Raw genomic sequence first — 26,105 nt, 5'->3', positions numbered from 1 at the left:
CCGGTGGACTGGCAGACCGGGCCGGTGGTGTGGGGCACCCCGGGCACCAACGGGCAGCACGCCTACTACCAGCTGATCCACCAGGGAACGAAGCTGATCCCGGCCGACTTCATCGGCTTCGCCCGCCCGGTGGAGGAGATGAGCGGTGAACTCAAGGCGCAGCACGACCTGTTGATGGCCAACTTCTTCGCCCAGACACAGGCGCTCGCCTTCGGCAAGACGGCCGAGGAGGTGCGCGCGGAGGGCGTGGCCGAGGAGCAGGTGCCGCACCGCACCTTCCGCGGCAACCACCCGACGACCACGATCCTCGCCCGCGAACTGACCCCGTCGGTGCTCGGCCAGCTCATCGCTCTCTACGAGCACAAGGTGTTCGTCCAGGGCGCGGTGTGGAACATCGACTCCTTCGACCAGTGGGGCGTCGAACTCGGCAAGGTCCTCGCCAAGCGCGTCGAACCCGCCCTCACCGAAGGCGCCGAGGTCCCCGGCCTGGACGCCTCCACCACGGCCCTGGTGGCCGCCTACCGTGAACTCAGGAAGTGAACTGACATGCAGCTCGGACTCATCGGCCTCGGCAAGATGGGCGGCAACATGCGCGAGCGGATCCGCCGCGCGGGCCACACCGTCGTCGGCTACGACCGCAACCCGGACCTCGCCGACGTGGCGAGCCTCGCCGAACTGGTGGAGAAGCTCGAAGGGCCCCGCGTCGTGTGGGTGATGGTCCCGGCGGGCGCCGCCACGCAGTCGGTCGTCGACGAGCTGGGGCAGCTGCTGTCCCCCGGCGACATCGTGGTCGACGGCGGCAACTCCCGCTGGACCGACGACGAGAAGCACGCCCGCGAGCTCGGCGAGAAGGGCATCGGCTTCGTCGACGCCGGCGTCTCCGGCGGCGTGTGGGGCCTGGAGAACGGCTACGCGCTGATGGTCGGCGGCGACCCCGAGCACGTGGCCAAGGTGCAGCCGGTCTTCGACGCGCTCAAGCCGGAGGGCCCGTACGGCTATGTCCACGCGGGCAAGGTCGGCGCCGGGCACTTCTCCAAGATGGTCCACAACGGCATCGAGTACGCGATGATGCAGGCCTACGCCGAGGGCTGGGAGCTGCTGGAGAAGGTCGACTCCGTCACCGACGTGCGCGAGGTCTTCCGCTCCTGGCAGGAGGGCACGGTCATCCGCTCCTGGCTGCTGGACCTGGCGGTCAACGCCCTCGACGAGGACGAGCACCTGGACAAGCTGCGCGGCTACGCACAGGACTCCGGCGAGGGCCGCTGGACCGTGGAGGCCGCCATCGACAACGCGGTGCCGCTGCCGGCGATCACCGCGTCCCTGTTCGCGCGGTTCGCTTCCCGCCAGGAGGACTCCCCGCAGATGAAGATGATCGCGGCGCTGCGCAACCAGTTCGGCGGCCACGCGGTCGAGTCGAAGTAGGCCGGGCCGTGGGGGACCTGCTGACGGTCCCCCACGACGCCGACTACAGCACGTCCCCGAACTCGCTCAGCACCCCCGGCGGGGCGAGGGCGTTGACGTAGTGGCCCGGGCCGTGGTCGTCGAAGGAGTACTTGAACGGGATGGTGCGGGTCAGTGCGAGTCGGGTGGCGAGGAAGGCCAGCGGGGCCACCACCGCGAGGCCGGCGAGCGAGTCCATCTGCGGGTAGTGCAGGCCCGGTTCGTCCACCTCGGTCCAGCCCTCGTCGTGGGCCCGCAGCAGCGGTCGCAGGGACCGTCCGGCGCTGTCCGTGAACCGCGCCGCCAGCTCCGACCAGCCGCGGCGGGCCACCGCCCGCAGGGCTTCGCTCGGCAGGGTGAGCGCCTCGATCGAGGCGTCGGTGGCGGTGGTGAGCAGCTCGTCGGTCAGGCCGCGGCGCCTGCGGTAGTGGAACTCGCGGCCGAAGGGGGCGTAGGGGCCGACCGGGCGCGGTGGCAGCGCGGGGACGACGTCCCGGTCGAAGATGTAGCGCAGCAGCCGGTCGCGCAGCACGTGCACGTCGTGCGGTCCGGGCACCTCCGTGCAGGCCTTGGCGAGGTCGGGGCCGCCGACCATCGGCTGGCCGAAGGTGTACACGCCCTTGAGCCGGTCGACGATGTGCCGGTAGCGCGGTTCGTGCACCAGGGTCAGCGCCATGATCGCGGCCATCGCGCCGCCGAGGCTGTGCCCGGTGATGTAGAGCGCCTCAAGACCGCCGCCCCGGGTGCCCTCCTCCCGGGAGTCCACGGACTCGCCGCGCAGGGCGCGTTCGAGGGTCTCGATGATCAGATGGCGGGTGGCGCGGACGTTGCGGTAGAAGCCGGCGTGGACCTCGTGGCGGCGGCCCTGGAGTTCGACCGCGAGCATCTCCGGGCGCACGTCGGCGTCGGTGAGGATGCTGATGATGTCCTCGGGCTGGGTGCCGCGGTAGCACAGGATCGCGACTCTGCGGCTCTTGTCCTGGATCAGGTAGCCGGCCGAGGCGATGTACATGGCGTCCACGCGCTGTTCGAAGACCCGGCAGTTGTTCTCCTCCAGGCCCAGCCGCGCCATGATCATGGAGACCGTCTCAGGGTCGCCCACCTGCGCGAACCCGGCGTACGCGTAGGCCGAGCAGGTGGCCATGACGTGTGGGATGACCCCGTCGGGGTCGGGCTGGAGCTTCTCCTCGGCCAGCCGGTCGACCAGGTCGGGGTAGACCGGGAAGGTGCTCGGATCCGTCACCGCCTTGCAGGGGCGCAGTGCCGTGAAACCGGGCGCCTTGACAAATGTGTCCCGCATGAGGGACCTCCCCCGGAGCGTCTGCGGGTCGTGAGCACACCACCGGGCGCGGCCGCCGTCAATGGACGGGGAGTCGATCCCCGGCCAACGCGGGTGCGTCCGCGTGGGGTTGCCGGTGACGGACGGGACGCGGGCGCGTGCCGCCCGCCCGGCTGACGTGCTCCCCCGCCGATGGTTCACACCGGAACAATCCGGACCGGATCGGCGCGAACCGTCGCTGTGGCCGCGTCGGGGCCGTCGGTAGCGTGCGGCCCCTGTCCCGTACTACGCATCCGTACCCGCGAGGTGGACGACGATGGCCGACACCGGACAGCACGAACAGCGCTACGAACGGTACGACGGGGGCAGTCCGGAGGCGGAACGGCTGCTGTTCGAGCGGCTGGCCCGCGAGCTGATGGAGGTGCAGGTCCGCAATCGCCGGGCGGCCGGCGGTGAGGTGGCCCGGACCTTCCACGCCAAGGCGCCGGTGGCCGTCGAGAACGCGCGGCTGCGGTTCCACGACGATCTGCCGGCCGCCCTGCGCGTCGGCTTCGCCCAGCCGGGCACCGAGTACCCGGCGGTGGTACGGCTGTCCAACGCGAGCGGCATCCGGCAGGGCGACGGCTCCCCGGATCTCAGGGGTGCGGCCGTACGGGTGCGGGTGTCGCAGGACGAGAGCCACGATCTGCTCGCGACCGGCCACCCGGTCTCGCACGCCCGCAACGCACGGGAGTTCGTGGCCTTCGCCAAGGCGCTGGCAGGCGCCCGCAGCCCGCTGCAGAAGGCGTTCGGGCTGTTCGTGAAGCTGCCGCTGGCCGTGGGCCTGGGCACCGCCACCCGGATGCGGCGCAATGTGCAGGCCGCCACCCGACGTACCGTCAACTCGCTGGCGAACGAGACGTACTGGAGCCGGGGCGCGATCCTGTGGGGGGAGGCGGGACCGGTGCGCTACCTGCTGCGGCCCGCGCCCGGCACCCCGCCCGCGCCGGCCCCGGACCGCCGCGACCCCGACCACCTGCACCACGAGTTCGCCCGCCGGCTCGCCCAGGGTGACGTCTCCTACGACCTGTGCGTGCAGCGCTTCGTCGACGAGCGGCGCACCCCCGTGGAGGACGCGTCGGCGGAGTGGAAGGACGCGGTCTCGCCCGCGGTCCCGGTGGCCCGACTCACCCTCCCGGCCCAGGACCTGGACAGCGCGGAGGCCAGGGCGGCCGCCCGCCGGGTGGAGGACCTCTCCTTCAACCCCTGGTACACCACCGACGAGTTCCGCCCGCTCGGCAACATCAACCGGGCCCGCAAGGCGGCCTACCGGGCGGCGAGCGCCCACCGGCTGGGTCTGCGCTTCGTCACCGAGGAGCCGGTGCGCAACAAGGTCCTCGGCCGCCCGGTGGAGGCGGTCTTCACGCTGCTGAACCGGTATGTGCCCTGGCACCGGCTGCCGTTGCAGCTGAGCCTGCTGAACCTGGTGTTCCTGCGCAAGGTGCTGCGCCGCCGCAATCTGATCGACACCGAGCCCCGCGAGGCGCCGCCGCGCGCCCAGCGCGTTCCGGAGCCGATCCCGGAGCGGCTGCGCACCGAGCGGTCCTACGACGGCACGTACAACGACCTGTCCGAGCCGCGCATGGGCGCGGTCGGCTCGGCGTTCGGCCGCAACATGCCGCCGGTGCACCGACCTGACCTCTTCGACGTCCCGAACCCGGTCACGGTCAGCCGCCAGCTGCTGTACCGCGAGAGCTTCCTGCCCGCGACCTCGCTGAACGTACTGGCCGCCGCCTGGATCCAGTTCCAGGTGCACGACTGGGTCAACCACCGCCGCCACAAGCCCGGCGAGCACAGCGTCGAGGTACCGCTGCCGCCCGGCAGCGGGCCGTGGCACAACACGCCCGGCGGCCCGGCCGAGCACGTGATGCGGTTCGCGGAGAACGAGGGCATCGAGGTGCCCGGCAGCCCGCCCGTCCTGTTCGGCAACACCGCCTCGCACTGGTGGGACGGCTCGGAGGTGTACGGCGGCGACGAGGAGACGGCACGCCATCTGCGCGAGCCGGAGGGGCGTGCCGAACTGCGTTTGGAAGACGGGCACTTGCCGACCGGCTCCAACGGCGGCATTCCGCTGACCGGCTTCAGCGACAACTGGTGGATGGGCTTGAGTGCCATGCACACGTTATTCGCGCGCGAGCACAACGCGGTGTGCGCGGCGCTGCGCGCCGAGTACCCGGCGATGGGCGAGGAGCGGATCTACCAGACGGCCCGGCTGGTGGTCTCCGCGCTGATCGCGAAGATCCACACGGTGGAGTGGACACCGGCGATCCTCGCCACCGAGGCGATCGACCTCGCCCTCCACACCAACTGGCAGGGCCCACCCGCCAACTGGCTGAACCGGCTGGGCCTGTGGCTGTTCGAGGCGCACTCGCTGACCGGCATCCCGAAGACGCTGCCGGACCATCACACGGCCCCGTACTCGCTGACGGAGGACTTCGTCACCGTCTACCGCATGCACCCGCTGATCCCGGACGACTTCGAGCTGCGCGAGCACCACTTCGGGCGGCGGCTGGAGACGGTGGGCTTCCTGGACATCCAGGGCGGCGCGGCCGAGTCGCAGATCCGCAAGACGGGCCTGGCGAACACGCTGTACTCCTTCGGCATCGCCCATCCGGGCGCGATCACCCTGCACAACTTCCCGCGCTCGCTCCAGGAGTTCGAGCGGGAGGGCGAGATCATCGACCTGTCGGTGGTGGACCTGGTCCGCACCCGGCGGCGCGGGGTCCCGCGCTACAACGACTTCCGCGAGGGCCTGCACAAGCCGCGCATCCGCTCCTTCGAGGAGCTGACGGAGAACGCCGAGACACTGGCCCGGCTGAAGGAGGTCTACCGCTCGGTCGACGAGATCGACACCGTGGTGGGCCTGTTCGGGGAGAACCCGCCGACCGGGTTCGGCTTCAGCGACACCGCGTTCCGCGTGTTCATCCTGATGGCGAGCCGGCGCCTGCAGTCCGACCGCTTCCTGAACGTCGACTACCGGCCCGAGGTGTACACCCCGCTCGGCATCGACTGGGTGGAGCGGGGCGACATGAACGCCGTCGTCCTGCGGCACTGCCCGGAGCTGGCGGCGCTGCTGCCACGCGGGGCGAGCGCGTTCGCGCCGTGGCGGACGGTGCGGCCGACGGAGGAGAACCGGGGGTGAGTTGACAGGCGCGGTGCGTCACGTCAGAGTCCCGGCTGATGGACACAGACGATCTTTCACCGGCCGAGCTGCGCGTGTGGCGTGCCTTTCCGCGGGGCGAGACCGTGGACTTCGGCGCCGGGGCGGACGACGACGCGGCCTGGGGGCCGGAACGTACCGTGAGGGCCCGCGTGTTGCGGGCCCTCCTGCTCAACGGGCCCCACGAGCCGGGTGAGATAGCCGCCCTCAAGCTGTCGGGCGCCCGGGTCACCGGCACGCTGGACCTGCGGTACGCGACGGTCGACAGCGTCGTACGTCTGAGCCACTGCCGGTTCGACGAGGTACCGGACCTCTCCGGCTCCCAGTTGAGCTATCTGAACCTGAGCCACTCGGAGCTGCCCGGGCTGTCGGGGGCGCGCACGCGGGTGGACGGCAGTGTGCGGCTGAGCGGATGCCGGTTCCACGGGCCGGTCTACCTCGGCGGGGCCCGGATCTCCGGGGTGCTGTTCCTGGAGCGTGCGGAGCTGTCCGCCGGGGGCTCGACGGAGACGGCCCTGGGGCTGAACCAGGTGGTCATCGAGGACCGGCTCTGCGCGCCCGGACTGCGCGCCCGGGGCCGGATACGGCTCAACGGAGCGACCGTGGCCGGCTCGGTCGACCTCCAGGACGCCGACCTCAGCCACCCCGGCGGCACCGTCCTCGACGCCGAGGCCCTCGACGTGGGCGCCAACGTACAGGCCCGGCGGCTGCGTGCACAGGGCCGGATCGATCTGCGCGGCGCGCGGGTGCCGGGCCGGATCGACCTGCTGCGGGCGACCCTGTCCAACCCCGGCAACACGGCGCTGCGGGCCAGCAGTTGTGTCATCGGCGAGCTCTGGCTGCGCGAGGGCCCACCGATCGTCGGCAGGCTCAACCTGCGCCGCTCCCAGCTCGAACAGCTCGATCTGGAACCGGAGATGCTGCCCGACCAGGTCCGCCTGCTCGACCTCACCTACACGTTCCTCACCCCGCACGAGCCGGTCGAGCGCCGACTGCCGATGCTCACCCGGGACGGCGGCGCCTACGACCCGCACGGCTACGAGCAGTTGACCGCCGCCTACCGCCGCAGCGGCGACGACCACGCCGCCCGGCAGGTCCAGCTCGCCAAGCAGCGCCGCCACCGCGCCACCCTCTCCTGGTACGGCCGCCTGTGGGGCTACGTCCAGGACGCCGCCGTCGGCTACGGCTTCCGCCCGCTGCGCGCCTTCGGCTGGCTGCTTTCCCTGCTGGCCGTCGGCTCGATCGCGTTCGCACTGGACCACCCGCCCGCGCTCAAGCAGGAGGAGGCCCCGGAGTTCAACCCGGTGTTCTTCACCCTCGACCTGCTCGTGCCGGTGATCTCCTTCGGCCAGGAGGGGGCGTTCGCCCCGCAGGGCGCCCAGCAGTGGCTGTCCTACGTCCTCGTCCTCACCGGCTGGATCCTCGCCACGACGATCCTGGCCGGCGTGACCCGGACGGTCAGCCGCCAGTGACGGCATGCAACCGAGCCCCGCTCCTCAGTTGTTGGACCAGCCCCGCGTGCACAGCACCAGCCGGTACCCGTCCGGGTCCTCGACCGTCACGCCCCATGCGTTCCAGTACGGGTTGGGCGACTCGACGCGCTTTCCGCCGTGCCGTTCCAGACGCGCCACCACCTCGTCCGGGACCGGGCCGTCGACGTAGATCACCAGCAGGTCCTCCTCGGTGGGCCGGGGCTCGACGGGCCGGGCGGGCTCGTGGACGAGTTCCAGGTGCCAGCCGGCGTCGGGCCAGCCGAGCATGAGCAGATCGTGCTCCCCGTGCCCCGGTCCCGCCTCGGCCCGCCATACGACGCTCAGCCCGAGCCCCTCACCCCAGAAGCGCTCGGCGGCCGTCAAGTCCCGTGAGGGCCTGGCGATGCGGATGTGGGCACGGCCGTCGACCGGCATGCTGCCTCCCCTGTCTGAGATCATCTGTTCACCTCGCAGCCTAGGAGCGCCGCCCCCACCGGACCATCGGTCGTCCGCCCTGCACCCGGAGGCCTAGGACCGCGCGGCTATCGTGGCCCGATCACGGGAGCGCGAGCGAGGGGTGGCGAAGGCGTGACGGGGGACGGGTGGATACGGGTGCCGGTCGGGGACGACGCGGCACGCTGGGCCACACGGGGGCGCAGCCGCAAGGTGCTCCTCGTCGTCCACAACGTGACGGCGGCGACCCGCCTCCTGGACGTCCTGCCCCTGTTCCACGACGACTTCCGGGTGCAGTTGCTCGCGACCTGCCCCGGCTCGTCGGCGTTCCGGGCGGGGATCGCGGAGCTGCTGGCGGACACAGGGGTGCCGGTGCTGCCGTGGGACCAGGCCCGGAAGACCCCGGTCGCGCTGGCGATATCGGCGAGCTTCGGCGGTCAACTCCGATCAATTCCAGGCGAGTTGGCCATATTGTCTCACGGCGTCGGATATACTAAAACGCTGCCGACACCCGACACCCGACACCCGACACCCGACACCCGACACCCGACACCCGACACCCGACACCCGGCGCCGGGCAGAGGGCGGCGGCGTCGGATCCCGTCTTCGGCATGTCCCGGGAGTGGCTGCTCGACGAGGACGGCCGGCCGATCGCGGACGCACTCGTCCTCTCGCATCCCGAGCAGTACGAGCGGCTGCGCCACGTCTGCCCCGAGGCCGCGCCGACCGCCGTACTCGCGGGCGACCCGTGCTGGGACCGCATGCTGGCGGCCCGGCCGTACCGCGAGCGCTTCCGCCGCGCCCTCGGCGTGGGCCGCGGCCAGCGCCTGCTGGTCCTCACCTCGACCTGGAACCCCCAGTCGCTCCTCGGTGACGACGGCGACGACGTCCTGCCCGCCCTGCTGCCCAGGCTGACCTCGGAGTTCCCGGCCGACGAGTACCGGTTCGCGGCAGTACTGCACCCCAACATCTGGCACGGCCACGGCCCCGGACAGCTCCGCGCCTGGCTCGACCGCGCCCGGCGCGCCGGGCTCGCCCTAGTCGACCCGCTGCACGGCTGGCGCCAGGCGCTGCTCGCCGCCGACGCGGTCATCGGCGACCACGGCTCGGTCACCTACTACGCCGCCGCCCTCGGCGCACCGGTCCTGCTCGGCGCCGCGCCCCTGACCGGCCTCGCCCCGGACGCCCCCGTCCACACGTTCGTCCGCACGGCACCGCGCCTGAACCCGGCGCTCCCCCTGCTCCCCCAGGTGGAGTCACTGATCGCCCGGCACCAACCCTCCCCGGAACCCGCCGAGTTCATCAGCTCCACCCCGGGCGAGTCCGCCCCCCGCCTGCGCCACCTCTTCTACGACCTGATCGGCATCCCCGAACCGGACGCCCCGGCCCGCCTCGAACCGCTGCCCCTGCCCCCGTACGAACCCGCCCGGCGCACGGTGCCGCTCCTTGTCCTCACCCGGCTGCTGGGGGCGGGGGAGGTGACGGTCACCCGGTACGCGGGCCCGCATCCCGCCCCGTACGACACCGGCGAGGCGCACACCGCGGTGCACGAGGACACCCGCGAGGCGGACCAACTGGACCTTGCCGACGTGGTGTTCCGGTACGGGGACGCCGACGACCCGCGCTTCGGCTCCCCCGCCCGCTGGACGGCGGAGGTCCTGGACCGGCATCCGCACTGCGCCCTCGCGGCCTACGTCACCGGCCCCGCCTCCTGCCTCGTCCGCACCCGCTGCGGAGCGCTGCTGCGGGTGGACGCCCGGCCCGGCGCGGACGCCGCCGACCCGGCCGCGTACGCCTCGGCGCTGCACGCCTGGCTCGCCGCCGGCAAGTCGCCGCAGGAGCTGTACGGTCCGGGGCTGACGGTCCGCACCGGGGGCACCGTGCATCGGGTGACCGTCACTCCGGCGTGACCGTCACTCCGGCGTGACGCACCGCTCCCGCAGTGTCCGCAGCCGGGCCAGGTGGTACTCCGCCTTCTCCCCCGCCAGCGCGGCCATCGCCTCGTCGACGAGGGGCAGCGCGGCTTCGGACTCGCCGCCGTCCAGGCGGGTTTCGGCGAGGTCGGTGAGGGTGCGGGCGGTGTTGTAGTTCTCGCCGGTGTCGCGGAAGAAGCGCAGGGCGCGCTCCAGGTGCGCGACCGCTTCCGTGCGGCGGCCCTGGCCGCGCAGGGCGCGGCCGCGGTGGCGTTCCAGCAGGGCCCGGGCGCGGGGGAGGTCGGCGGCGCCCTCGTCGTCGGGGCCGATGCCGTCGAGGATTCCGTACGCCTCATCGAAGCAGGTCTGTGCCTCCTCGAACCGCCACTGGCGCAGTCGGAGCAGGCCGAGGAACTCCACGGCGGAGGCGTGCCCGCGCAGGTGTCCGGCGGCCCGCTCGTCCCGGGCGGCGGCGAGCGCCTCGGGCTCGGCCTCGTCCCATCGCCTCAACTCGGTCAGGGTGTGGGCGAGTTGGGCGTGCAGGGCGCCGGACGTGCGTGTCCCGGGTGCGTGGGTGTCGGCGACGCGGGTGCCGATGCGCAGGGCGGGCAGCAGGACGTCGTGGTGGCCGGCCTTGAGCTGGAGCGGCCACAGGGCCTGGCAGAGCAGGAGGACGGTGTCCGTGTCGCGGTGCTCGTCGGCCGCGCGCACCGCCTCTACCAGGCCGGGTGCCTCGGCGGCCAGGGCGGCGACGGCCGTGCCCCGGTCCGGGTAGGAGACGGGCGAGGGCGCCGAGGGGACGCGCCAGCTCTCCGGCAGCGCCGCACGGGCCGCGCCGACGGCGAGGTCCCGGTAGTGCTCGGTCACGCGGGCCACGGCGGCGGAGCAGGCGGCGATGCCGTCGACCGTGGCCGCCGTGCGCTCGGCGTGGGCGCGGACGGAGGGCCGGTAGCGGTAGCGTCCGGTGTCGGTGCGGTCGAGGAGCAGGGCGTCGGCGAGTTCCTCCAGGAGGCGCGCGGCGTCCGTCCGCGGCACCTGCGCGGCGCGCGCGGCCGCAGCCGGGTCGAGGGCGGGCCAGTCGCGCAGGCCGCCGAGCCGGTACAACCGGGCCGCGTCGGGGGTGAGCAGACGGTAGGAGTCCTCGGCCGCGGCGCGGACCGGGTCGTCGTCGGACTCGGGCAAGGCGGCCTCCCGTGGGGTCGTCAGGCGGAGTGCGGCGGCGTGCAGGGCGTAGGGGCGGCCCGCGCAGCGGGTCAGGACCGCGGGCAGCGCGGTGCGGGCCGCGGCCACCGCCGACGGGCCGGCGAGGTTCTCGAGCATGCGGACCGCGTCGCGTCGCGCGAGCGGTCCGACCTCGACCGGCAGGGCGCCGAGGCCGGCCGGCGGCTGCCGGGCGACGACCAGGGTGAACACGTCGGGCGCCGAGACGATCAGCGGCTGCACCTGGGCGGCGGAGTGCGCGTGGTCGAGGACGAGGAGCGCTCTGCGCTCGGCCAGGGTGCGCCGGAAGAGGTCGGCGCGGTCCTCGGCGGCCGGGGGCATCTCCTCGTCCGGCAGTCCGAGGCGGCGCAGGAGCGTGGCGAGGGCGGTCGCGGGAGTGAGGGTGCGCAGATCGGCGTAGAGCTGGCCGTCGGGGAAGCGGGCGGTGTGCCGCCAGCCCCAGTGACAGGCGAGGGTGCTGGTGCCGATGCCCTCGGGGCCGTGCAGGAGGGCGAGGCGGGGGCGGCCGTCGAAGGGGCGGGTGGCCTCCTTGTCGAGGAGTTTCAGGGCCTGTTGGCGGTCGGTGAAGAAGCGGGGCGCGGCGGGCAGCCGGGGGCGCAGCGGCGCGCCCGCGCCGGGGACGCGGACGCCGCGGGCGAACAGGGCCCAGTCCCGGGCGAGTTGGTCGTCCGCGCGTATGCGGTCGTGCACCAGCCTGGCCACTTCGTCCCGTGCGCCGGGGGTGGTGGGGGCGGGGACCTCGCGTCCGGTGACCCGGCGGACCAGGCCGCCCGTGGACTCCCAGACCCATCGCCCGGCCTCGCTGCCCATGCCGGAGCCGACGGCCCCGAGCACGGCGCTGATCGCCCCCACCGAAATCAGATCCATCATCGCGCCCGCTCCCCCGGCTCGCTCACTGTGGATCAACTCTAGTGTTCCGGGGTCGAGATGACGACGCATCACGGATCGGACTTGAACCTGACACCGGTGTCAGGGTCGACCCTGCCGCCATGACCACCGTTGCACAGAAACCAGCCCCGGCCCGCGCCCTTCCCCTCCCCGCCCTGCTCGCCCTGGCCACCGCCGTCTTCGTCACCAGCCTGACCGAGACCCTGCCCGCGGGCCTGCTGCCCGCGATGAGCGCGGATCTCGGCGTGAGCGAGTCCGCGGCCGGGCAGGCGGTGACCGTCTACGCCGTCGGTACGGCGCTCACCGCGATCCCCTTGTCCGCGGCCACCGCGCACTGGCGGCGCAAGCGGCTGCTGCTGGCGGCGATGGCCGGGTTCGCCGCCGCCAACACGGTCACCGCGGTCTCCGCGAGCTATCCGCTGACCATGGCGGCCCGTTTCGTGGCGGGCGTGGCGGCCGGGCTGGCCTGGGCGCTGCTGGCCGGGTACGCCCGGCGTCTGGTGCCGGCCGCGGTCCAGGGCCGGGCGGTCGCGGTCGTGATGGCGGGCGTACCGGTGGCGCTCTCGGTGGGGGTGCCGGCGGGCACGTACCTGGGCGGGGCGCTGGGCTGGCGGACGGCGTTCGCGCTGATGACCGGGGTGACCGTGCTGCTGCTCGGCTGGATCGCGCTGCTGGTCCCGGACCGGCCCGGGACGGAGCGCGGCGACCGGGCGCCGGTGCTGCGGACCCTCGCCGTCCCCGGTGTGGCGCCCGTCCTGTTCGTCACGCTGGTGTTCGTGCTGGCGCACACCGTGCTGTACGCCTACATCGCCCCGTTCCTGGACCGGTACGGCATGGGCGGTTCGGCCGATCTGGTGCTGCTGGTGTTCGGCGCCACCTCGCTGCTGAGCATCTGGATCGTGGGCGCCCGGATCGACCGCGGGCTGCGCGCGCTCACGGTGACGGCCGTACTCCTGACGGGTGCGGCGGCCGCGCTGCTGGCCGCCTTCGCCGACCGCCCGGCCCTCGTCCACGCGGCGGCGGCCCTGTGGGGACTCGGCTGGGGCGGCGCCCCCACCCTGCTGCAGACGGCCGTGGCCGACGCGGGCGGCGAACAGGCGGACGCGGCGCAGGCGATGCTGGTGACGCTGTGGAACGCGGCCATGGCCGGTGGCGGAGTGGTCGGCGGCGTGCTGCTCGGCCTCTTCGGCGCGACCGCGTTTCCGTGGAGCGTGCTGGCGCTGCTCGTGCCCGTGCTCGCGGTGGTGACGGGAGCACGCAGGCACGGCTTTCCGGCACAGAGGCGGTGACGGTTACGGCGCTTTCGGGATCCCGTACGCCCGGTCGACCTTCAGCCGCAGCACCAGCCTCCCGTCGCGGACCATCGCGGCCCGGTAGTCGTCCCAGTCGGGATGCTCGCCCTGGACGTCCCGGAAGAGGCGGATGAGCTCCTCGACCGTGTCGTCGTGCGGGTCCTTGGCGACGGGCGTGAGGTCGGCGGTGCCCTCGACGACGGTGTAGGCCCAGCGGTCGGCGCTGGTCACGTGGTACGAGGCGCGCGGGTCCCGGCGCAGGTTGCGGGTCTTGGCGCGGTCGTCCGTGAGGGAGACCCGGATGATCCGCTCGTCCGGGTAGTAGGCGTGGTTGACGTTCGACAACTGGGGCCGGCCGTCCCGCTTGAGGGTTGCCAGTACCCCTCCGTTCTCCTCCGAGAGCAGCCGGAGCAGGGCGTCCTGATGCGCGTCATGAGTCATGCCGGGATCAACCATGCGGGGCGGGCCGCGCATTCCTCGGGCGGACCGTGTCCGTGCCGGGACGTTTCGCCGCGGCGGCCGACGAGCACGTCGATCGGCAGGACCGCACACGCGTTCCTGCGCGACGATGAGGTCCGAGGCCGCTGCGGCTGGGTATGCCGTAGCGCACCTCGTGAGACGCACGCACAAGGAGAGCGATGGCACTGCTGCGACAAGAGGTCGACCCGGGCGAGGTCGGGCTGGACGCGAAGGCGTTGGACCGCCTCGACCAGCACTTCGCGCACTACGTGGACGAGGGGCGACTGCCCGGCTTTCTGGTGGCCGTGTCCCGCGGCGGGCGCGTCGCCCATCTCACCGCGCACGGCCACCGCGACCTCGCGGCCGGGCTGCCCGTGGAGGCCGACACGCTGTGGCGGCTGTACTCCATGACCAAGCCGGTCACCTCGGTGGCCGCGCTGCTGCTGGTGGAGGAGGGGAAGCTGTCGCTCGACGACCCCGTGGGCCGTCACCTGCCGGAGTTCGCCGAGCCGCGCGTGTACGTCGAGGGCTCCGGCACCGCCGTGCGGACCCGGCCGGCCGCCGGGCCGATGCTGATCCGGCATCTGATGACCCACACCGCGGGCCTGACCTTCGCCTTCTACCGCACTCATCCGGTCGACGCCCTCTACCGGGAGGCCAACCTGGAGTCCGCGGTGCTGCCGGGCTCCGACCTGGCCCGGACGGTCGAGGTGTACGCGAGCCTGCCGCTCCAGTTCGACCCGGGCACCCAGTGGAACTACTCGGTCGCCACCAACGTACTGGGCCGGGTGATCGAGACCGTCTCCGGGCAGCCGCTCGACGAGTTCTTCGCCGAGCGGATCTTCCGCCCCCTCGGGATGACCGACGCCGGCTTCTGTGTCACGGACGAACAGGCGCCCCGGCTGGCCGAGTTGTACGGCGAGACCGACGACGGGGGGATCACGCCGATCCCGGGACTTCCGCTGCGCGGCCGCCCCCGTTTCCTGTCCGGCAGTGGTGGGCTCGCGGCCTCCGCGTACGACGTGCACCGGTTCATGGAGCTGCTGCGCCGCCGCGGTGAACTCGACGGCGTGCGGCTGCTCGCGCCCGGAACGGTGGACCTGATGACCTCCAACCAGCTGCCGGGCGGCGCCGATCTGCGCTCCTTCGGCAGCCGTCCCGCCCACGACGAGCCCGGCAACGACGGTGTCGGCTTCGGCCTCGGCGTCTCGGTGGTCGTCGACCCGTCCCGTACGCGGGCCCCGGCGGGCCTGGGGACGTACGGCTGGAGCGGGGTGGCGACCACCACCTTCTGGGTGGACCCGGCCCACGATCTGACCGTGCAGTTCATGACGCAGGTGCGGCCGAGGACCTCGCACACGGTGTACCCGGAGCTCAAGCGGCTCGTGCACGAGGCCGTCGTCGGCGACCGGGCACCGTTCAGCTGTCCACCCGCAGCGTGAAGTCCACCCCTTCGCGGGCGAGTTCGCGCAGCCACTGCTGCGACCGGTCCGCCGTCTCGGCGGCCCGGTTCAGCCCCGGCGGCAGCTCGCCGTCGAGCACGTGGCCCACGCCGATCGCCAGTGGCCGGGAGACGCAGCGGGCCATCGCGCTCTCCTCCTCGTCGCCCACGAGGTCGAGGAGGTAACTGCCCGCCCAGGTCTGCCCGGTCGCGCCCCGCACCTCCAGGGAGACCGCGAGCACGACCCGGTCCCGGTCGGCGTCGGTGGTCGGGTAGGTGTCCGCCAACTCCCGGGCCAGGGCGGCGATCCGGGCGTCGTCCCCGGTCTTCAGCTCCTCGAAGACTCCGTCCCAGGCGCGCAGCCAGCCGTCCAGGCGCAGGGTGCCGCGGACGAAGGTGCGCGGCTTCCACGCGGCAGGCAGCCCGTACTGGGCGACGAAGGGGAGGCTGTCCCGGTTGGGGTAGACCTCGAAGGCCTCCCCTTCGACGACGTGCCGCCGGGTCGCCTCCCAGGGGCGGTCGACGGTGGTCTCGGCGCCCTCGTCGATGTAACGGGCCGGGGAGCGCAGGGCGTTGAGGACTCCCGCGGGCGCCCAGCTGAAGCGGTAGCGGAAGTCGTTCGGCTCGGCGGGGACGCCGCCGCAGTACGAGGTGAGCCGGTACGAGGCTGCTGTCGTCTCGCCGATCGCCTCCCGGGCGCGGGCGACGAGGGCGTGCGCGAAGAGGTGGTCGATGCCCGGGTCGAGTCCGGCCTCGGTGAGGACGACGAGCCCGGCCTTCTCGGCGGCCGGGACCCGTTCCAGGACGGCGTCGGAGACATAGCTGGAGCAGGCGAAGTGGGCCTTCCGCGCGACGCAGACGGCGAGGATCCCGGCGTGCTCGGGCGCGGGCAGCATCGACACGACGACGTCTCCGGGGGCCAGTTCGGCCGTGAGGGCGTCGAGCGAGTACGCGCTCGGTACGGCGTGCCCGGCCAGGCCCCGCTCCTCAAGGGCCTGTTCGGCGCGTTCCTCGGTGCGGTGCCACAGCAGGACCCTGTCGGCCGTCTCGCACAGGCGGGCCAGGCCGCTGCCGGTGGACAGTCCGGCGCCGATCCAGTGGACGGTGCCGCTCGCCGGAACCAGGTCAGACATGACGGAACTCCCCTTCTGCGATGCCGAGTTCACGGCAGGCCTGATGGAACCGGTCCAGACAGCGCGCCCAGGGCGCGCCGGTGGCGAAGTCCAGGAGCTGGGGCAGCAGCGCCGCCGAGAAGTCGGTGCTGGACTCCTTCGGCAGCAGGGACGGCAGGTTGTCGATGGCGATGAGGTCCAGCGGCGGGTCCTCGCGCAGGCGGCGCGCCGGTTCCGTCCAGTCGGTGGTGCGGTCGTAGACCGGCAGGACGTTCAGCGGCGAGCCGACGTCGCAGGTGACGTCGCACAGGGTGCGCAGCCGGCGGGCGGGGTCGTCGAGGTCCTCGTCGCGCAGGAAGGGCGGGACGGGGGTGGTGGCGAGGACGGCGTTGACCATGACGTCGTGGGCGAGCAGGGCGGGGCGGTCCAGGTCGCGGGTCTCGGCGAGGTCCCAGCAGGTCGGCTCGGTGCCGGCCGCCGCGAAGGCCACACGCGCGCCCCGGCCGCTGCGGCCCAGGGCGCCGATCACCAGCGCGGTGAACTCCTCGTCCCCGGCGGCGGGCCGCAGCCGCTCGTCCAGCTCCTCCTTCGCCGTCGGCACGAGCGGCGCCTTCAGCCGGCCCCGGTGCCGCAGCACGGCCAGGGCGGCGCCCAGATACCCGGCCCAGAACCCGAACGCGGCCAGCCGCCGCCCGTCCTCGTCCACCAGGTACTCCAGGTCCAGCAGCGCCCCTCCCCCGGCCGCGAACCGGCCGAGCAGCCCGGCCGCCCCGGGCTGCCGCTTGTAGGCGTGCCCGAAGAAGACGTGCCGGTGCGTCAGCCGGTCGGGCGCGTCGGGGAGTTCCTTCAGTCCTACGACGACGGCGTCGTCCGGCGCCGACACCCACGAGCCCGCGGGCGCGACCCGGGCGCCAGCCGCCTCGTACTCCTCGATCGGGAAGATCCGCTGCGGGGACTCCTCGACGGTGAGGGTCACGCCGCTGTCGACAAGCCGCCGGGCGTCGGGCGGCACGATCGGGGTGCGCCGCTCGGTGGAGCGGACCTCGTGGCGCAGCCACAGGTGGAGCTCGGTCATACGCGGTTGGCCTCCGGGCGCAGGGCGTCGGCCGCGAACCGGCCGGCGTTCAGGGGGCTGGTGTCCACGAAGGGTACGCGCCCCAGGTACAGGTCGCGGACGACCTCGCCGACGGCGGGCCCCTGAAGGAAACCGTGGCCGGAGAAGCCGGTGGCGTAGAGGAAGCGGGAGGGGGAGGGCGCCTCGCCGATCAGCGCGTTGTGGTCGGGGGTGACCTCGTACAGGCCCGCCCAGCCGCCGGTGCGGCGCAGGTCGAGCAGGGCGGGGGCGCGCCGCTCCATGGCCTCGTACAGCCGGGGGATCCACCGGTCATGGGTGGCGGTGTCGAAGCCGGGGCGCTCGTCGGGGTCGGACATGCCGACGAGCAGGCCGGGACCCTCGGTGTGGAAGTAGAGGGTGCTGCTGAAGTCGATCGTCATGGGCAGGTCGGGCGGGAGCGCGGCGACCGGTTCGGTGACGGCGATCTGGCGGCGCAGCGGCTCCACCAGCAGGTCCACGCCGGCCATCGCGCCGACGGCCCGGGACCAGGCTCCGGCGGCGCAGACCACCGTGTCGGTGGCGATACGGCCCCCGGTGGTCCGCACGCCCGTGATCGTGTCGCCGTGCAGGTCGATGCCGGTGACCTCGGTGTGGCGCAGGATCGTCGCGCCGTGGCGGCGGGCGGCGGAGGCGTAGCCGTGGACGACGGACTCGGGCGTGCAGTGGCCGTCGTCCGGCGAGAACGCGGCGGCCAGCAGTCCGTCGGTGGTGATCAGCGGGGAGAGTCCGCGCGCCTCGTCCGGGTCGAGCATGCGGCTGGGCACGCCCAGGGAGTTCTGGAGGCGGACGCCGGCCTCGAAGGAGGCGACCTCCTCGGGTGTGGACAGCAGGAACAGGTAGCCGACCCGGTGCAGGCCGATGTCATGGCCGGTGTCCGCCTCGAAGCGGGCGAAGGCCTCCAGGCTGCGGGCGCCGAGGCGGATGTTCAGTTCGTCGGAGAACTGCGCCCGTACTCCGCCGGCCGCCTTGGAGGTGGAGCCGGAGGCGAGTTCGTCCCGTTCGACGAGGACGACGTCAGGTACGCCCGCGCGGGCCAGGTGCCAGGCGATGCTCGTGCCCATGACCCCGCCGCCGATGACGACGACGGACGCCTTCATCGCCGTACCCCCTTCGCCGCGTGGACCACGGCCCAGGCCGCGGCGGCGTCCTGGATGCCGAGGCCGACGCTGTTGTAGTAGACGATGTCGTCGGGCGTGGTGCGGCCCTCGTGGGTGCCGGTCAGGACGCCGCCGAGGGGGATCAGGTCCGCCGGTGCGAGGCGGGCGGCGGTGATCGGGCCCGCGTGGTGGGCGGCGGTCTCCGGGTCGTCGACAACCACCCGAGCGCGTCGTACGACCTCGGCGTCCACCTCGCATCGGGTCGGCTCGAACGAGCCCACGCTGACGACCGTGCAGCCCGGCGCCAGCCACTCCCCGCGCACGACGGGGGTGGTGCTGAGCGTGCAGGCGGCGACGAGGTGGGCGCCCGTCACGGCCGCCTCCGCGCTGTCCACGGCCTCGACGGCGAGCCCCGGTTCGACGGCGAGGGCCTCGGCGGCACGCTCCCGGTGGGCCGGGTTCGGGCTCCACAGCCGTACGGACTTCAGGTCCCGCACCCGGGCGAACGCGCGGGCGTGGGCGAGGGCCTGGGTGCCGGAGCCGATCAGGGCCAGGTCCGCGCTGTCGGGCGTGGCCAGCGCGTCGACGGCGACAGCGCTGCCCGCGGCCGTGCGCAGGGTGGTCAGCGCGGTGCCGTCCATGACGGCGGCGAGGCGGCCGGTCACCGGGTCGAGGGCGGTGACGACGGCGTGCACCGTGGGCAGCCCGGCCGCCGCGTTGCCCGGGTTCACACTGCCGATCTTCGCGACCGCCCCGGTGTTGGCCGACAGCCGGGAGACGTACGCGAAGACGACGCTGTCGTCGAAGCGGCTCGGGTGCATGATCTTCCCGGGCAGGTCGGCGCGGCCGGAGCCGAGGGCCCGGAACGCCGCGCGCTGCGAGGCGATCGCCGCGTCGGGGTCCAGCAGGCGGGTCACCTCGTCGCCGGAGAGGAAGAGGACGTCGTCGGTCATTCCCTCTTCCTGTCCCGGCAGTCCTCGCGGCAATCAGGACCAGTGCGCCACCGCGTCCAGATGGGGCAGGTGATGGTCCATCCGCTCCCGCTTCGTCCGCAGATAGGTGATGTTGCTCTCGCACGGCGGAATCAGCAGCGGCACCTGCTCGGCGACCTTGATGCCGTGGCTCAGCAACGCCTCGCGCTTGCGCGGGTTGTTGGACATCAGGCGGACCGACTTCACGCCCAGGTCGTCCAGGATGCGGGCGGCCACGCCGTAGTCGCGGGCGTCGACGGGCAGGCCCTGGGCGAGGTTCGCCTCGACGGTGTCCAAGCCCTCCGCCTGCAGGGCCATCGCCCGCAGCTTGGCGAGCAGGCCGATGCCCCGGCCCTCGTGCCCTCTGAGGTAGACGACGATGCCGCGGCCCTCGGCTACCACCGCGCGCAGCGCGGAGGCCAGCTGGTCGCCGCACTCGCAGTGCCGGGAGCCGAAGGCGTCGCCGGTGAGGCACTCCGAGTGCAGCCGGGTGAGGACTTCCTCGGTGCCGATGTCACCGTAGACCAGGGCCACTTGCTCGTCGCCGCGGTCGTGGTCGAGGTAGCCGACCGCCTGGAATTCCCCGTACACGGTGGGCAGCGGGGCATTCACGACGCGTTCCACGCCGGTGCGCTGTGGCGCCTTCGTGCCGAGTACGCCAATTTTTTCTGTCATGATCTGGTTCCTAAGCAGAGACGAAAGGCCGTGAAAAGATGAGTGGTTCGGGAATACGTTCAGCGGTGTACGGTCTGTTGCCCGCGGACACCACGGAAGACGTACGGAGCCGGGGCGCGGGCGTCTCACCGCAGGTCGCCGTCCTGCCCGTCGGGAGCTTCGAGCAGCACGGCCCGTACCTTCCGCTGGCGACCGACACCCTCGTCGCGTGCGCGGTGGCCCGGGAGATCGCCGCCGCGTATCCGGTGCACCTCCTTCCTCCGGTGACCATCTCCTGCTCGCACGAGCACGCGGCGTGGCCGGGGACCGTCAGCATCTCCTCCGTGACCCTCCATGCGGTGGTGCGGGACATAGCGGACTCGCTCCGCCGGTCCGGCGTCGACGCCCTGGTGGTGGTCAACGGGCACGGCGGAAACTACGTACTGGGCAACGTCGTTCAGGAGGCCTCCGCGCGCAATGAGCGGATGGCACTTTTCCCGGCCGCGGAGGACTGGGAGGCGGCGCGGGAGCGGGCCGGGGTGGTCACCTCGCTGCTCACCGACATGCATGCGGGGGAAATAGAGACCTCCATCCTTCTGCATACTCATCCGGAAATGCTGCGCCCCGGACACGAGACTGCCGACTTCGTCGCGGACGACCGACGCCATCTGCTCTCCCTCGGTATGTCCGCCTATACCGATTCGGGTGTCATCGGGCGTCCTTCCCTGGGATCCGCGGAAAAAGGGAAGGAACTCCTGGCGAGCCTTGCGGATTCCTTCGGGTCATATTTCTCCTTGCTGACCTCGGCCGCGTCCGACTCGTCCGACTCGGAATAGGCCGACCGCCGGCGGGCGAGCAGGACCAGGGCGCCGGGCAGGCTGGCGGCGAGGCAGAGCACCCCGTAGACGACGGCGACTGCCAGTCCGCTGCCCGCACCGAGCCCGGCGGCGCCGAACGCCCAGGCGGTGACGCCCTCCCGGGGGCCCCAGCCGCCGACGTTCAGCGGCAGGCTCATGGCGAGCAGGGCGAGGACGGCCAGCGGCAGCAGGACGGCGGCGGAGGCCGTGGTGCCCGCGACCCGGGCCGCGAGCACGAACATCACGAGGTGTCCGGCCAGCACGACAACGGAAGAGACGGCGATGGCGGGCCAGTTGGAGCGCGCGAGCAGTCCGCCGAGCGACGCGCGCAGGGCCTGGGCCCGGGGCCGGTTCATGCGCAGGGCGAGGAAGACGGCGAGTCCGCCCACCGCGGCGAGCGCGAGCAGCGGGGCGAACTGCCTGGTCTCCGCCCGCACCGGCGACGGCACGGTCAGCAGCACGACGGCGCCCACGACGACCAACGCGAGCTGTCCGGCGGCCCGTTCAAGGACGACGGACCGCACCCCCCGGCCCAGGTCCCCGGCGCTCCTGCCGTGCCGCACCGCCCGGTGCACGTCGCCCAGGACACCGCCGGGCAGCGCCGCGTTCAGGAACAGCGCACGGTAGTAGTCGGCCACGGCCTCCCCGAGCGGCAGCCTGATCCGCAGCCCGCGTGCCACCAACTGCCAGCGCCAGGCGCTGAACACGGTGGTGACGACGCCGATCCCGACAGCCCCCGCCACGCTCGCCGCGTCGATCCTGCGCAGCCCGTCCAGCAGAACACCGGTCCCGAGACGCCACATCAGCACGGCGAGGATGACCACTCCGGCGACCGTACCGAGGTGGGTGCGCAGTGCCCGGAAGCGGGACGGGCGGGGGGTGGGTGCGCAGTGCCCGGGGGCGGTTTCGGGGCGGGGAGCGGTGACGATGACGCCGGTGTGGGAGGAGGAGACGGCGGCGGAGGAGACGGCGGTGGGGGGCGCGGGTGCCGGGGCCGGGGTGATCGTGCCGGGTGGGGCCGGGGGTGCGGCGACCGAGGTGATCATGCCGAGCGGGGCCGGGGAGGCGGACGCCAGCATCACGGCCGTAGCGGAAGCACCCGCACCAGGCCGAACCACGGGCACGGACACCGCCGAGCCGGCCACAGCCGAAACACCCGCGCCAAGCCGAGCCGCAGACGCGGAACCCGGTGCCGCGGCCGAACCGGAAACACCGGCATCAGACCGGACCGCAGACGCCGAACCCGGCACCGCGGCCGAAGCCGACGCAGGCGCGGCAGGCCGGGCCACGGGTGCGGAGGTCGGCGTCACGGTCGCCGTCGTCGGTACCGACGCGGCCCTGGGGGCAACCTCGGTCGGGCGGACCCGCGTCGGGCACCTCCGGGTCCCGCGTCGGTCGGCCACCCACGCCACCACGGTCTGCGCGCTCATGACGCCGTCCCGCCCGTCGGCCGGGACAGGGCCAGCAGGTCGCTGTGCTGGACGACGACGTGCAACTCCCCCGCCTCGCAGGCCTCCAGGCGCTCGCGGAGGTAGCGCTCGGCGGGGACGCGCAGTTCGGGGCGCTGTTCCACCGCCGCCCCGACCCAGCCGCGCAGCCACTGGGCGGTCAGCGCGGAGTCGGCGGGGCCGAGCCGCCAGGGGCTCGGGTGCAGCCGTACCGTGGCGCCGCGTTCGGAGAAGGCCTCGCAGGCCACCGTGATGGCGTCGGGGCCGAGCAGCTCCGTGCGCCGCTGGTGGGCGTTGAACGCCTCGGCGATCTCCTGGTCGAGCGGATGGGCGGGGGTGAGTTCCACGCGCCCGGCCACGGACAGCGTCAGCAGCGCAGGACAGCCGGCGCCGGTGCACGCCTCGGCGAGCGTCTCGACCTCCTCACGGGTGAGGACGTCCAGCAGTGCGGAGGCCGTCACCAGGGAGGCGCCGGTCAGGGCGTCCGGGGTGAGCCGGGCGACGTCGCCGCGGCGCGTCTCCACCGTGACCCGGCTGCCGTCGGCGGCGGCGCGCGGGGAGGCGACGGCGGCGAAGTGGAGCAGGTAGGGGTCGCGGTCGTGCAGGATCCAGTGCTGGGGGCCGTCGAGGCGGGGCGCGAGCCAGCGGCCCATGGAACCGGTGCCGCAGCCCAGGTCGTGGATGACCAGCCCGTCGCCCCGGCCCGGCAGGTTGGCCAGCCGCATCCGCAACGGGTCGAGCAACTCCTGCGCCCGCGCGAGCCCGTCCGGCGCCTCGCGCAGCTCCAGCCACTCGGGCGCGTACCGCGGCTGCTCCTCGGACCCGCCCTCGCGCAGCTTCACGGTGGGCCGCTCACCGGGCCGAGGAGCGGCGGGCCCGGCCCCGGCGATCACACCGCCACCGGAGTCCGGAGCCTCCGGCACGCCCTCAGCCCGCCGCCCCGCGGGCTCCGCGCCCGGACCGGAAAGGGGGGAGCCGTGCGAGGTGGGGCCCTGTTCCGGGTCCGAGGCCTGGGCTTCCCGGTCCGCCGGCCCCCTCTGGCCCGGCACCAGTCCCGCCTCGCGCGTCGTCGCCGTCTTCCTCATGCCGTCCTCCTGGGATCGTTCGGCAGTCGGCCCAGTACTCCGGCCAGGCTGCGGGCCGTGGCCGCCCAGCCGCCGAGGGCGGCCCGTCGGCCCCGCGCGGCCGCCTTCAGTCGGCGTCGTACGTCCGCCTCGCCGAACCAGCCGCGCAGTTCGACGGCGAGGGCGGCGGGGTCCTCCGGCGGAACGAGGATGCCGGGCATCCCGCCGTCGGGGGCGCGGCCGACCGCCTCCGGCACGCCACCGACGTCGGTGGCGAGGACGGGGATGCCGCGGGCGAGGGCCTCGGTCACCGCCATGCCGTAGGTCTCGGCGTAGGAGGTGAGGACCATCAGGTCGGCGGCGGCGTAGCTGGCGTCGAGTTCGGCGCCGGCCTGCGGTCCCGCCAGCAGCAGCCGGTCCGCAAGGCCGTGCCGTGCGATCCGCTCCCTGAGCCCGGCCACGTACTGCGGGTCCTGGGTGAGGCTGCCCACGCACACACAGCTCCACGGCAGGTCCTTGACCGCGGCCAGCGCCTCCACCAGCCGGTGCTGCCCCTTGCGCGGAGTCACCGCGGCCACGCACAGCAGCCGGGAGACGCCGTCGGTGCCGGAGGCGGGCGGGGCGATGTCGGCGCCGGGGGCGGCGACATGGACCCGGTCGGGGGCGAGGCCGTGGTGGGCGACCAGGCGGCGGACCGCCCAGTCCGAGGTGGCGATCACCGCGGGGACGGCCCGCAGCACGGTGCGCTCCCGGGCGTCCAGTTCCGCCGCGACGGACGGCGGGAGCCCGGTCTCGTCGCCCAGCGGGAGGTGGACGAGCACGGCGATCCGCAGCCGCTGCGCCTCGGGCACGACGATCTCGGGCACGCCGCAGGCGACCAGCCCGTCCATCAGTACGACGGTGTCGTCGGGCAGCTCCCGCAGCACCCGGGCGAGTTCCGCACGGGCCTCACCGCCGGGCCGGGGCCACTCCCCCGCCACCGCGCGCTTGTGCACCTGCCAGCCGAAGCCCGGCAGGTCCAGGCTCACCCGCCGGTCGTAGGCGTTGCCGCCGCTCGGCGCGGCCGGGTCGTCGACGCCGCCCGGCATGACGAAGTGCACGGAGCGCAGGGACATGGGGACGATCTCGGCGTTCTTCAGGGCCGCGTGCTGCACGGGCACATAGGCCAGCGGGGCGCGGTCCACGGTCATGTCGGTCACAGGCCACGCTCGTAACTCGCCCAGGCGACGTGCGACTCGTGCAGCGTGACGGTGAGGCCGGCGAGCCCCTTGGCGCCCTCGCCCAGGGCCCCCTTGTGCACGCGCTCGGCGAGGCGGTCGGCGATGACCTTGGCCAGGAACTCCGTGGAGGTGTTGATCCCGGCGAAATCGGGCTCGTTGTCGAGGTTTCTGTAGTTCAGCTCGGCGACCACCGCGCCGAGTTCCTGGGTGGCGAGACCGATGTCGACGACGATGTTGTCCTCGTCCAGCTGCTCGCGCCGGAACGTGGCGTCCACCAGGAACGTCGCTCCGTGCAGGCGCTGCGCGGGTCCGAAGACCTCCCCGCGGAAGCTGTGGGCGATCATGATGTGATCGCGGACGGTGATGCTGAACAACGGACGACCCTCCAGGTGCGGTGCGTCTGACCCCGGCGGATGGTCGCCGGGGATGCCGAGTAGTACGGCTCTTCGCTTCCCGTTGTTCAGCCGCATCTCACTCTTTTCTGAGGTCAGGCGCTCCTGTCGTAGCGCACCCGGTGGCACAGGGCCGGAATCGCGCCCGAGGCGAGTCCCGGCATCACCTCCGGCAACTCCTCGAACGCGCTCTCCCCGGTGACGAGGGCGTCGAGGGCCGGGTCGGTGAGCAGGTCGAGGGCGAGGGCGAGCCGGTCGCCGTAGCCGCGGCTGGCGCGGCGGGCCGGGGAGACGGTGCCGACCTGGCTGCTGCGGATGACGAGCCGCCGGGAGTGGAAGGCCTCGCCGAGCGGCAGGCTGACCTGCCGGTCGCCGTACCAGCTCAGTTCGAGGACCGTGCCCTCGGCGGTGAGCAGTTCGAGGGAGCGGGCGAGCCCCTGCTCGGTGGCGCTCGCGTGGACGACGAGGTCGCACTCCCCCAGCGCCTCCCCGGGCAGCGCGAAGTCCACGCCGAGCGCCTCGGCGGTCTTCGCCCGCGCCGGATCGGCGTCGACCAACTGCACGCGCACGCCGGGAAAGCGGGCCAGCAGCGCGGCCACCGAGCAGCCGACCATGCCGCCGCCGACCACGGCGATCCGGTCGCCGACCAGGGGGGCCGCGTCCCAGAGGGCGTTCACGGCGGTCTCCACGGTCCCGGCGAGGATCGCCCGTTCGGCGGGCACGGACTCCGGTACGACGGTGACGGCGGCGGCCGGGACGACGTACCGCGTCTGGTGCGGGTGGAGGCAGAAGACCGTACGGCCGATCAGGTCGGCCGGCCCCTCCTCGACCTCGCCGACGCTGAGGTAGCCATACTTCACGGGGGCGGGGAACTCGCCCTCCTGGAAGGGGGCCCGCATGGACGCGTGCTGGCTCTCGGGGACGCCGCCGCGGAAGACGAGAGTTTCGGTGCCCCGGCTGATCCCGGACCACAGGGCGCGGACCAGCACTTCGTCCGCGGCCGGGGCCGGCAGGGTGACCTCACGTATCTCGCCTTCACCCGGACTGCTGACCCAGAACGCCCGTGCGGTGCGCTTCATCGGGATCCTCCTGAACGATCGGGAAGCTGTTCACGTACCG

At 73.3% G+C, this 26,105-nt stretch carries 20 protein-coding genes and 2 pseudogenes; 8 read left to right on the top strand and 14 right to left on the bottom strand.

Features of this window, described 5'->3' with window-relative positions:
* Both ICC28_RS34530 and gnd read left to right on the top strand, forming a co-directional pair.
* Positions 1-540, top strand: a pseudogene (locus ICC28_RS34530) (glucose-6-phosphate isomerase); the annotation flags it as partial.
* Between the two features lie 6 nt (positions 541-546).
* A complete protein-coding gene (gene gnd, locus ICC28_RS34525) occupies positions 547-1,422 on the top strand; it encodes a phosphogluconate dehydrogenase (NAD(+)-dependent, decarboxylating) (protein WP_188292756.1) in 876 nt (291 codons plus the stop codon).
* A gap of 43 nt (positions 1,423-1,465) precedes the next feature.
* Here gnd and ICC28_RS34520 read toward each other — a convergent pair whose 3' ends face one another.
* Positions 1,466-2,740 (bottom strand): lipase family protein, encoded by a 1,275-nt coding sequence (locus ICC28_RS34520; RefSeq protein ID WP_188292755.1) that lies wholly within the window; start codon positions 2,738-2,740, stop codon positions 1,466-1,468.
* A gap of 295 nt (positions 2,741-3,035) precedes the next feature.
* Between ICC28_RS34520 and ICC28_RS34515 the strand changes: the two genes are divergently transcribed.
* Positions 3,036-5,900, top strand: a complete 2,865-nt coding sequence (locus ICC28_RS34515; protein ID WP_188292754.1) for a peroxidase family protein — start codon at positions 3,036-3,038, stop codon at positions 5,898-5,900.
* Positions 5,901-5,938: 38 nt separating this feature from the next.
* Positions 5,939-7,390, top strand: coding sequence for a membrane-associated oxidoreductase (locus ICC28_RS34510; RefSeq protein WP_188292753.1), 1,452 nt, complete (start codon positions 5,939-5,941; stop codon positions 7,388-7,390).
* Positions 7,391-7,414: 24 nt separating this feature from the next.
* Here ICC28_RS34510 and ICC28_RS34505 read toward each other — a convergent pair whose 3' ends face one another.
* Positions 7,415-7,825, bottom strand: a complete 411-nt coding sequence (locus ICC28_RS34505; RefSeq protein ID WP_188292759.1) for a VOC family protein — start codon at positions 7,823-7,825, stop codon at positions 7,415-7,417.
* 629 nt (positions 7,826-8,454) lie between these two features.
* Here ICC28_RS34505 and ICC28_RS34500 point away from each other — a divergent pair.
* Positions 8,455-9,753 carry a hypothetical protein gene (locus ICC28_RS34500; RefSeq protein WP_223190267.1) on the top strand — a complete coding sequence of 433 codons (1,299 nt, stop codon included), beginning with the start codon at positions 8,455-8,457 and terminating at the stop codon, positions 9,751-9,753.
* Between the two features lie 3 nt (positions 9,754-9,756).
* Here the strand turns inward: ICC28_RS34500 and ICC28_RS34495 are convergent, their stop codons facing one another.
* Complete coding sequence (locus ICC28_RS34495; protein WP_188292752.1) at positions 9,757-11,847, bottom strand: tetratricopeptide repeat protein; 2,091 nt, start codon at positions 11,845-11,847, stop codon at positions 9,757-9,759.
* Positions 11,848-11,966: 119 nt separating this feature from the next.
* Here ICC28_RS34495 and ICC28_RS34490 point away from each other — a divergent pair, with 119 nt between their 5' ends.
* The gene (locus tag ICC28_RS34490) at positions 11,967-13,154 is read left to right on the top strand and encodes an MFS transporter (protein ID WP_188292751.1); all 1,188 of its coding nucleotides are present in this window, start codon (positions 11,967-11,969) and stop codon (positions 13,152-13,154) included.
* Between the two features lie 3 nt (positions 13,155-13,157).
* Here the strand turns inward: ICC28_RS34490 and ICC28_RS34485 are convergent, their stop codons facing one another.
* Positions 13,158-13,598 carry a PPOX class F420-dependent oxidoreductase gene (locus tag ICC28_RS34485; protein WP_188292750.1) on the bottom strand — a complete coding sequence of 147 codons (441 nt, stop codon included), beginning with the start codon at positions 13,596-13,598 and terminating at the stop codon, positions 13,158-13,160.
* A gap of 197 nt (positions 13,599-13,795) precedes the next feature.
* Here ICC28_RS34485 and ICC28_RS34480 point away from each other — a divergent pair, with 197 nt between their 5' ends.
* The gene (locus tag ICC28_RS34480; protein WP_188292749.1) at positions 13,796-15,058 is read left to right on the top strand and encodes a serine hydrolase domain-containing protein; all 1,263 of its coding nucleotides are present in this window, start codon (positions 13,796-13,798) and stop codon (positions 15,056-15,058) included.
* On the opposite strand, the gene ICC28_RS34475 is transcribed toward ICC28_RS34480, so the two are convergent.
* The 5 genes from ICC28_RS34475 to ribA are packed head-to-tail and all read right to left on the bottom strand — an operon-like array spanning position 15,036 to position 20,026.
* Entirely contained in the window at positions 15,036-16,190 is a 1,155-nt protein-coding gene (locus tag ICC28_RS34475; protein WP_188292748.1) for a saccharopine dehydrogenase family protein, read from the bottom strand. The genes ICC28_RS34480 and ICC28_RS34475 overlap by 23 nt on opposite strands.
* Entirely contained in the window at positions 16,183-17,244 is a 1,062-nt protein-coding gene (locus ICC28_RS34470; RefSeq protein WP_188292747.1) for a saccharopine dehydrogenase, read from the bottom strand. The genes ICC28_RS34475 and ICC28_RS34470 overlap by 8 nt, the downstream gene beginning before the upstream one ends.
* Positions 17,241-18,380 (bottom strand): NAD(P)/FAD-dependent oxidoreductase, encoded by a 1,140-nt coding sequence (locus ICC28_RS34465; RefSeq protein WP_188292746.1) that lies wholly within the window; start codon positions 18,378-18,380, stop codon positions 17,241-17,243. Before ICC28_RS34465 ends, ICC28_RS34470 begins: the two co-directional genes overlap by 4 nt.
* A complete protein-coding gene (locus ICC28_RS34460) occupies positions 18,377-19,333 on the bottom strand; it encodes an ornithine cyclodeaminase family protein (RefSeq protein WP_188292745.1) in 957 nt (318 codons plus the stop codon). The genes ICC28_RS34465 and ICC28_RS34460 overlap by 4 nt, the downstream gene beginning before the upstream one ends.
* Positions 19,334-19,366: 33 nt before the next feature.
* Positions 19,367-20,026 (bottom strand): GTP cyclohydrolase II, encoded by a 660-nt coding sequence (gene ribA, locus ICC28_RS34455; protein WP_188292744.1) that lies wholly within the window; start codon positions 20,024-20,026, stop codon positions 19,367-19,369.
* 38 nt (positions 20,027-20,064) lie between these two features.
* On the opposite strand from ribA, the gene ICC28_RS34450 reads away from it, so the two are divergent.
* The gene (locus tag ICC28_RS34450) at positions 20,065-20,841 is read left to right on the top strand and encodes a creatininase family protein (RefSeq protein ID WP_188292743.1); all 777 of its coding nucleotides are present in this window, start codon (positions 20,065-20,067) and stop codon (positions 20,839-20,841) included.
* A 110-nt stretch (positions 20,842-20,951) separates the two neighbouring features.
* On the opposite strand, the pseudogene ICC28_RS41365 reads toward ICC28_RS34450, so the two are convergent.
* The 5 genes and pseudogenes from ICC28_RS41365 to ICC28_RS34425 form a co-directional block, all read right to left on the bottom strand.
* Positions 20,952-21,665: pseudogene (locus ICC28_RS41365) on the bottom strand (lysylphosphatidylglycerol synthase transmembrane domain-containing protein); the annotation flags it as partial.
* 623 nt (positions 21,666-22,288) lie between these two features.
* Positions 22,289-23,395, bottom strand: a complete 1,107-nt coding sequence (locus tag ICC28_RS34440) for a trans-aconitate methyltransferase (RefSeq protein ID WP_188292742.1) — start codon at positions 23,393-23,395, stop codon at positions 22,289-22,291.
* A complete protein-coding gene (locus ICC28_RS34435) occupies positions 23,392-24,564 on the bottom strand; it encodes a glycosyltransferase family 4 protein (protein ID WP_223190296.1) in 1,173 nt (390 codons plus the stop codon). The genes ICC28_RS34440 and ICC28_RS34435 overlap by 4 nt, the downstream gene beginning before the upstream one ends.
* Positions 24,565-24,569: 5 nt before the next feature.
* The gene (locus ICC28_RS34430; RefSeq protein WP_188292740.1) at positions 24,570-24,968 is read right to left on the bottom strand and encodes a 6-pyruvoyl trahydropterin synthase family protein; all 399 of its coding nucleotides are present in this window, start codon (positions 24,966-24,968) and stop codon (positions 24,570-24,572) included.
* A gap of 113 nt (positions 24,969-25,081) precedes the next feature.
* Complete coding sequence (locus ICC28_RS34425) at positions 25,082-26,065, bottom strand: zinc-dependent alcohol dehydrogenase (protein WP_188292739.1); 984 nt, start codon at positions 26,063-26,065, stop codon at positions 25,082-25,084.
* Between the last annotated feature and the right edge of the window lie 40 nt (positions 26,066-26,105).

Source organism: Streptomyces sp. TRM68416 (assembly GCF_014596915.1).
Classification (GTDB): Bacteria; Actinomycetota; Actinomycetes; order Streptomycetales; family Streptomycetaceae; genus Streptomyces.
This window is presented reverse-complemented; position numbering and strand designations above follow the sequence as displayed.

What these genes read in the sequence shown, in the direction of transcription:
- gnd (WP_188292756.1), top strand. Translation starts at nt 547, where the DNA reads ATGCAGCTCGGACTCATCGGCCTCGGCAAGATGGGCGGCAACATGCGC.
- ICC28_RS34520 (WP_188292755.1), bottom strand. Translation starts at nt 2,740, where the DNA reads ATGCGGGACACATTTGTCAAGGCGCCCGGTTTCACGGCACTGCGCCCC.
- ICC28_RS34515 (WP_188292754.1), top strand. Translation starts at nt 3,036, where the DNA reads ATGGCCGACACCGGACAGCACGAACAGCGCTACGAACGGTACGACGGG.
- ICC28_RS34510 (WP_188292753.1), top strand. Translation starts at nt 5,939, where the DNA reads ATGGACACAGACGATCTTTCACCGGCCGAGCTGCGCGTGTGGCGTGCC.
- ICC28_RS34505 (WP_188292759.1), bottom strand. Translation starts at nt 7,825, where the DNA reads ATGCCGGTCGACGGCCGTGCCCACATCCGCATCGCCAGGCCCTCACGG.
- ICC28_RS34500 (WP_223190267.1), top strand. Translation starts at nt 8,455, where the DNA reads ATGTCCCGGGAGTGGCTGCTCGACGAGGACGGCCGGCCGATCGCGGAC.
- ICC28_RS34495 (WP_188292752.1), bottom strand. Translation starts at nt 11,847, where the DNA reads ATGATGGATCTGATTTCGGTGGGGGCGATCAGCGCCGTGCTCGGGGCC.
- ICC28_RS34490 (WP_188292751.1), top strand. Translation starts at nt 11,967, where the DNA reads ATGACCACCGTTGCACAGAAACCAGCCCCGGCCCGCGCCCTTCCCCTC.
- ICC28_RS34485 (WP_188292750.1), bottom strand. Translation starts at nt 13,598, where the DNA reads ATGACTCATGACGCGCATCAGGACGCCCTGCTCCGGCTGCTCTCGGAG.
- ICC28_RS34480 (WP_188292749.1), top strand. Translation starts at nt 13,796, where the DNA reads ATGGCACTGCTGCGACAAGAGGTCGACCCGGGCGAGGTCGGGCTGGAC.
- ICC28_RS34475 (WP_188292748.1), bottom strand. Translation starts at nt 16,190, where the DNA reads ATGTCTGACCTGGTTCCGGCGAGCGGCACCGTCCACTGGATCGGCGCC.
- ICC28_RS34470 (WP_188292747.1), bottom strand. Translation starts at nt 17,244, where the DNA reads ATGACCGAGCTCCACCTGTGGCTGCGCCACGAGGTCCGCTCCACCGAG.
- ICC28_RS34465 (WP_188292746.1), bottom strand. Translation starts at nt 18,380, where the DNA reads ATGAAGGCGTCCGTCGTCGTCATCGGCGGCGGGGTCATGGGCACGAGC.
- ICC28_RS34460 (WP_188292745.1), bottom strand. Translation starts at nt 19,333, where the DNA reads ATGACCGACGACGTCCTCTTCCTCTCCGGCGACGAGGTGACCCGCCTG.
- ribA (WP_188292744.1), bottom strand. Translation starts at nt 20,026, where the DNA reads ATGACAGAAAAAATTGGCGTACTCGGCACGAAGGCGCCACAGCGCACC.
- ICC28_RS34450 (WP_188292743.1), top strand. Translation starts at nt 20,065, where the DNA reads ATGAGTGGTTCGGGAATACGTTCAGCGGTGTACGGTCTGTTGCCCGCG.
- ICC28_RS34440 (WP_188292742.1), bottom strand. Translation starts at nt 23,395, where the DNA reads ATGAGGAAGACGGCGACGACGCGCGAGGCGGGACTGGTGCCGGGCCAG.
- ICC28_RS34435 (WP_223190296.1), bottom strand. Translation starts at nt 24,564, where the DNA reads ATGACCGTGGACCGCGCCCCGCTGGCCTATGTGCCCGTGCAGCACGCG.
- ICC28_RS34425 (WP_188292739.1), bottom strand. Translation starts at nt 26,065, where the DNA reads ATGAAGCGCACCGCACGGGCGTTCTGGGTCAGCAGTCCGGGTGAAGGC.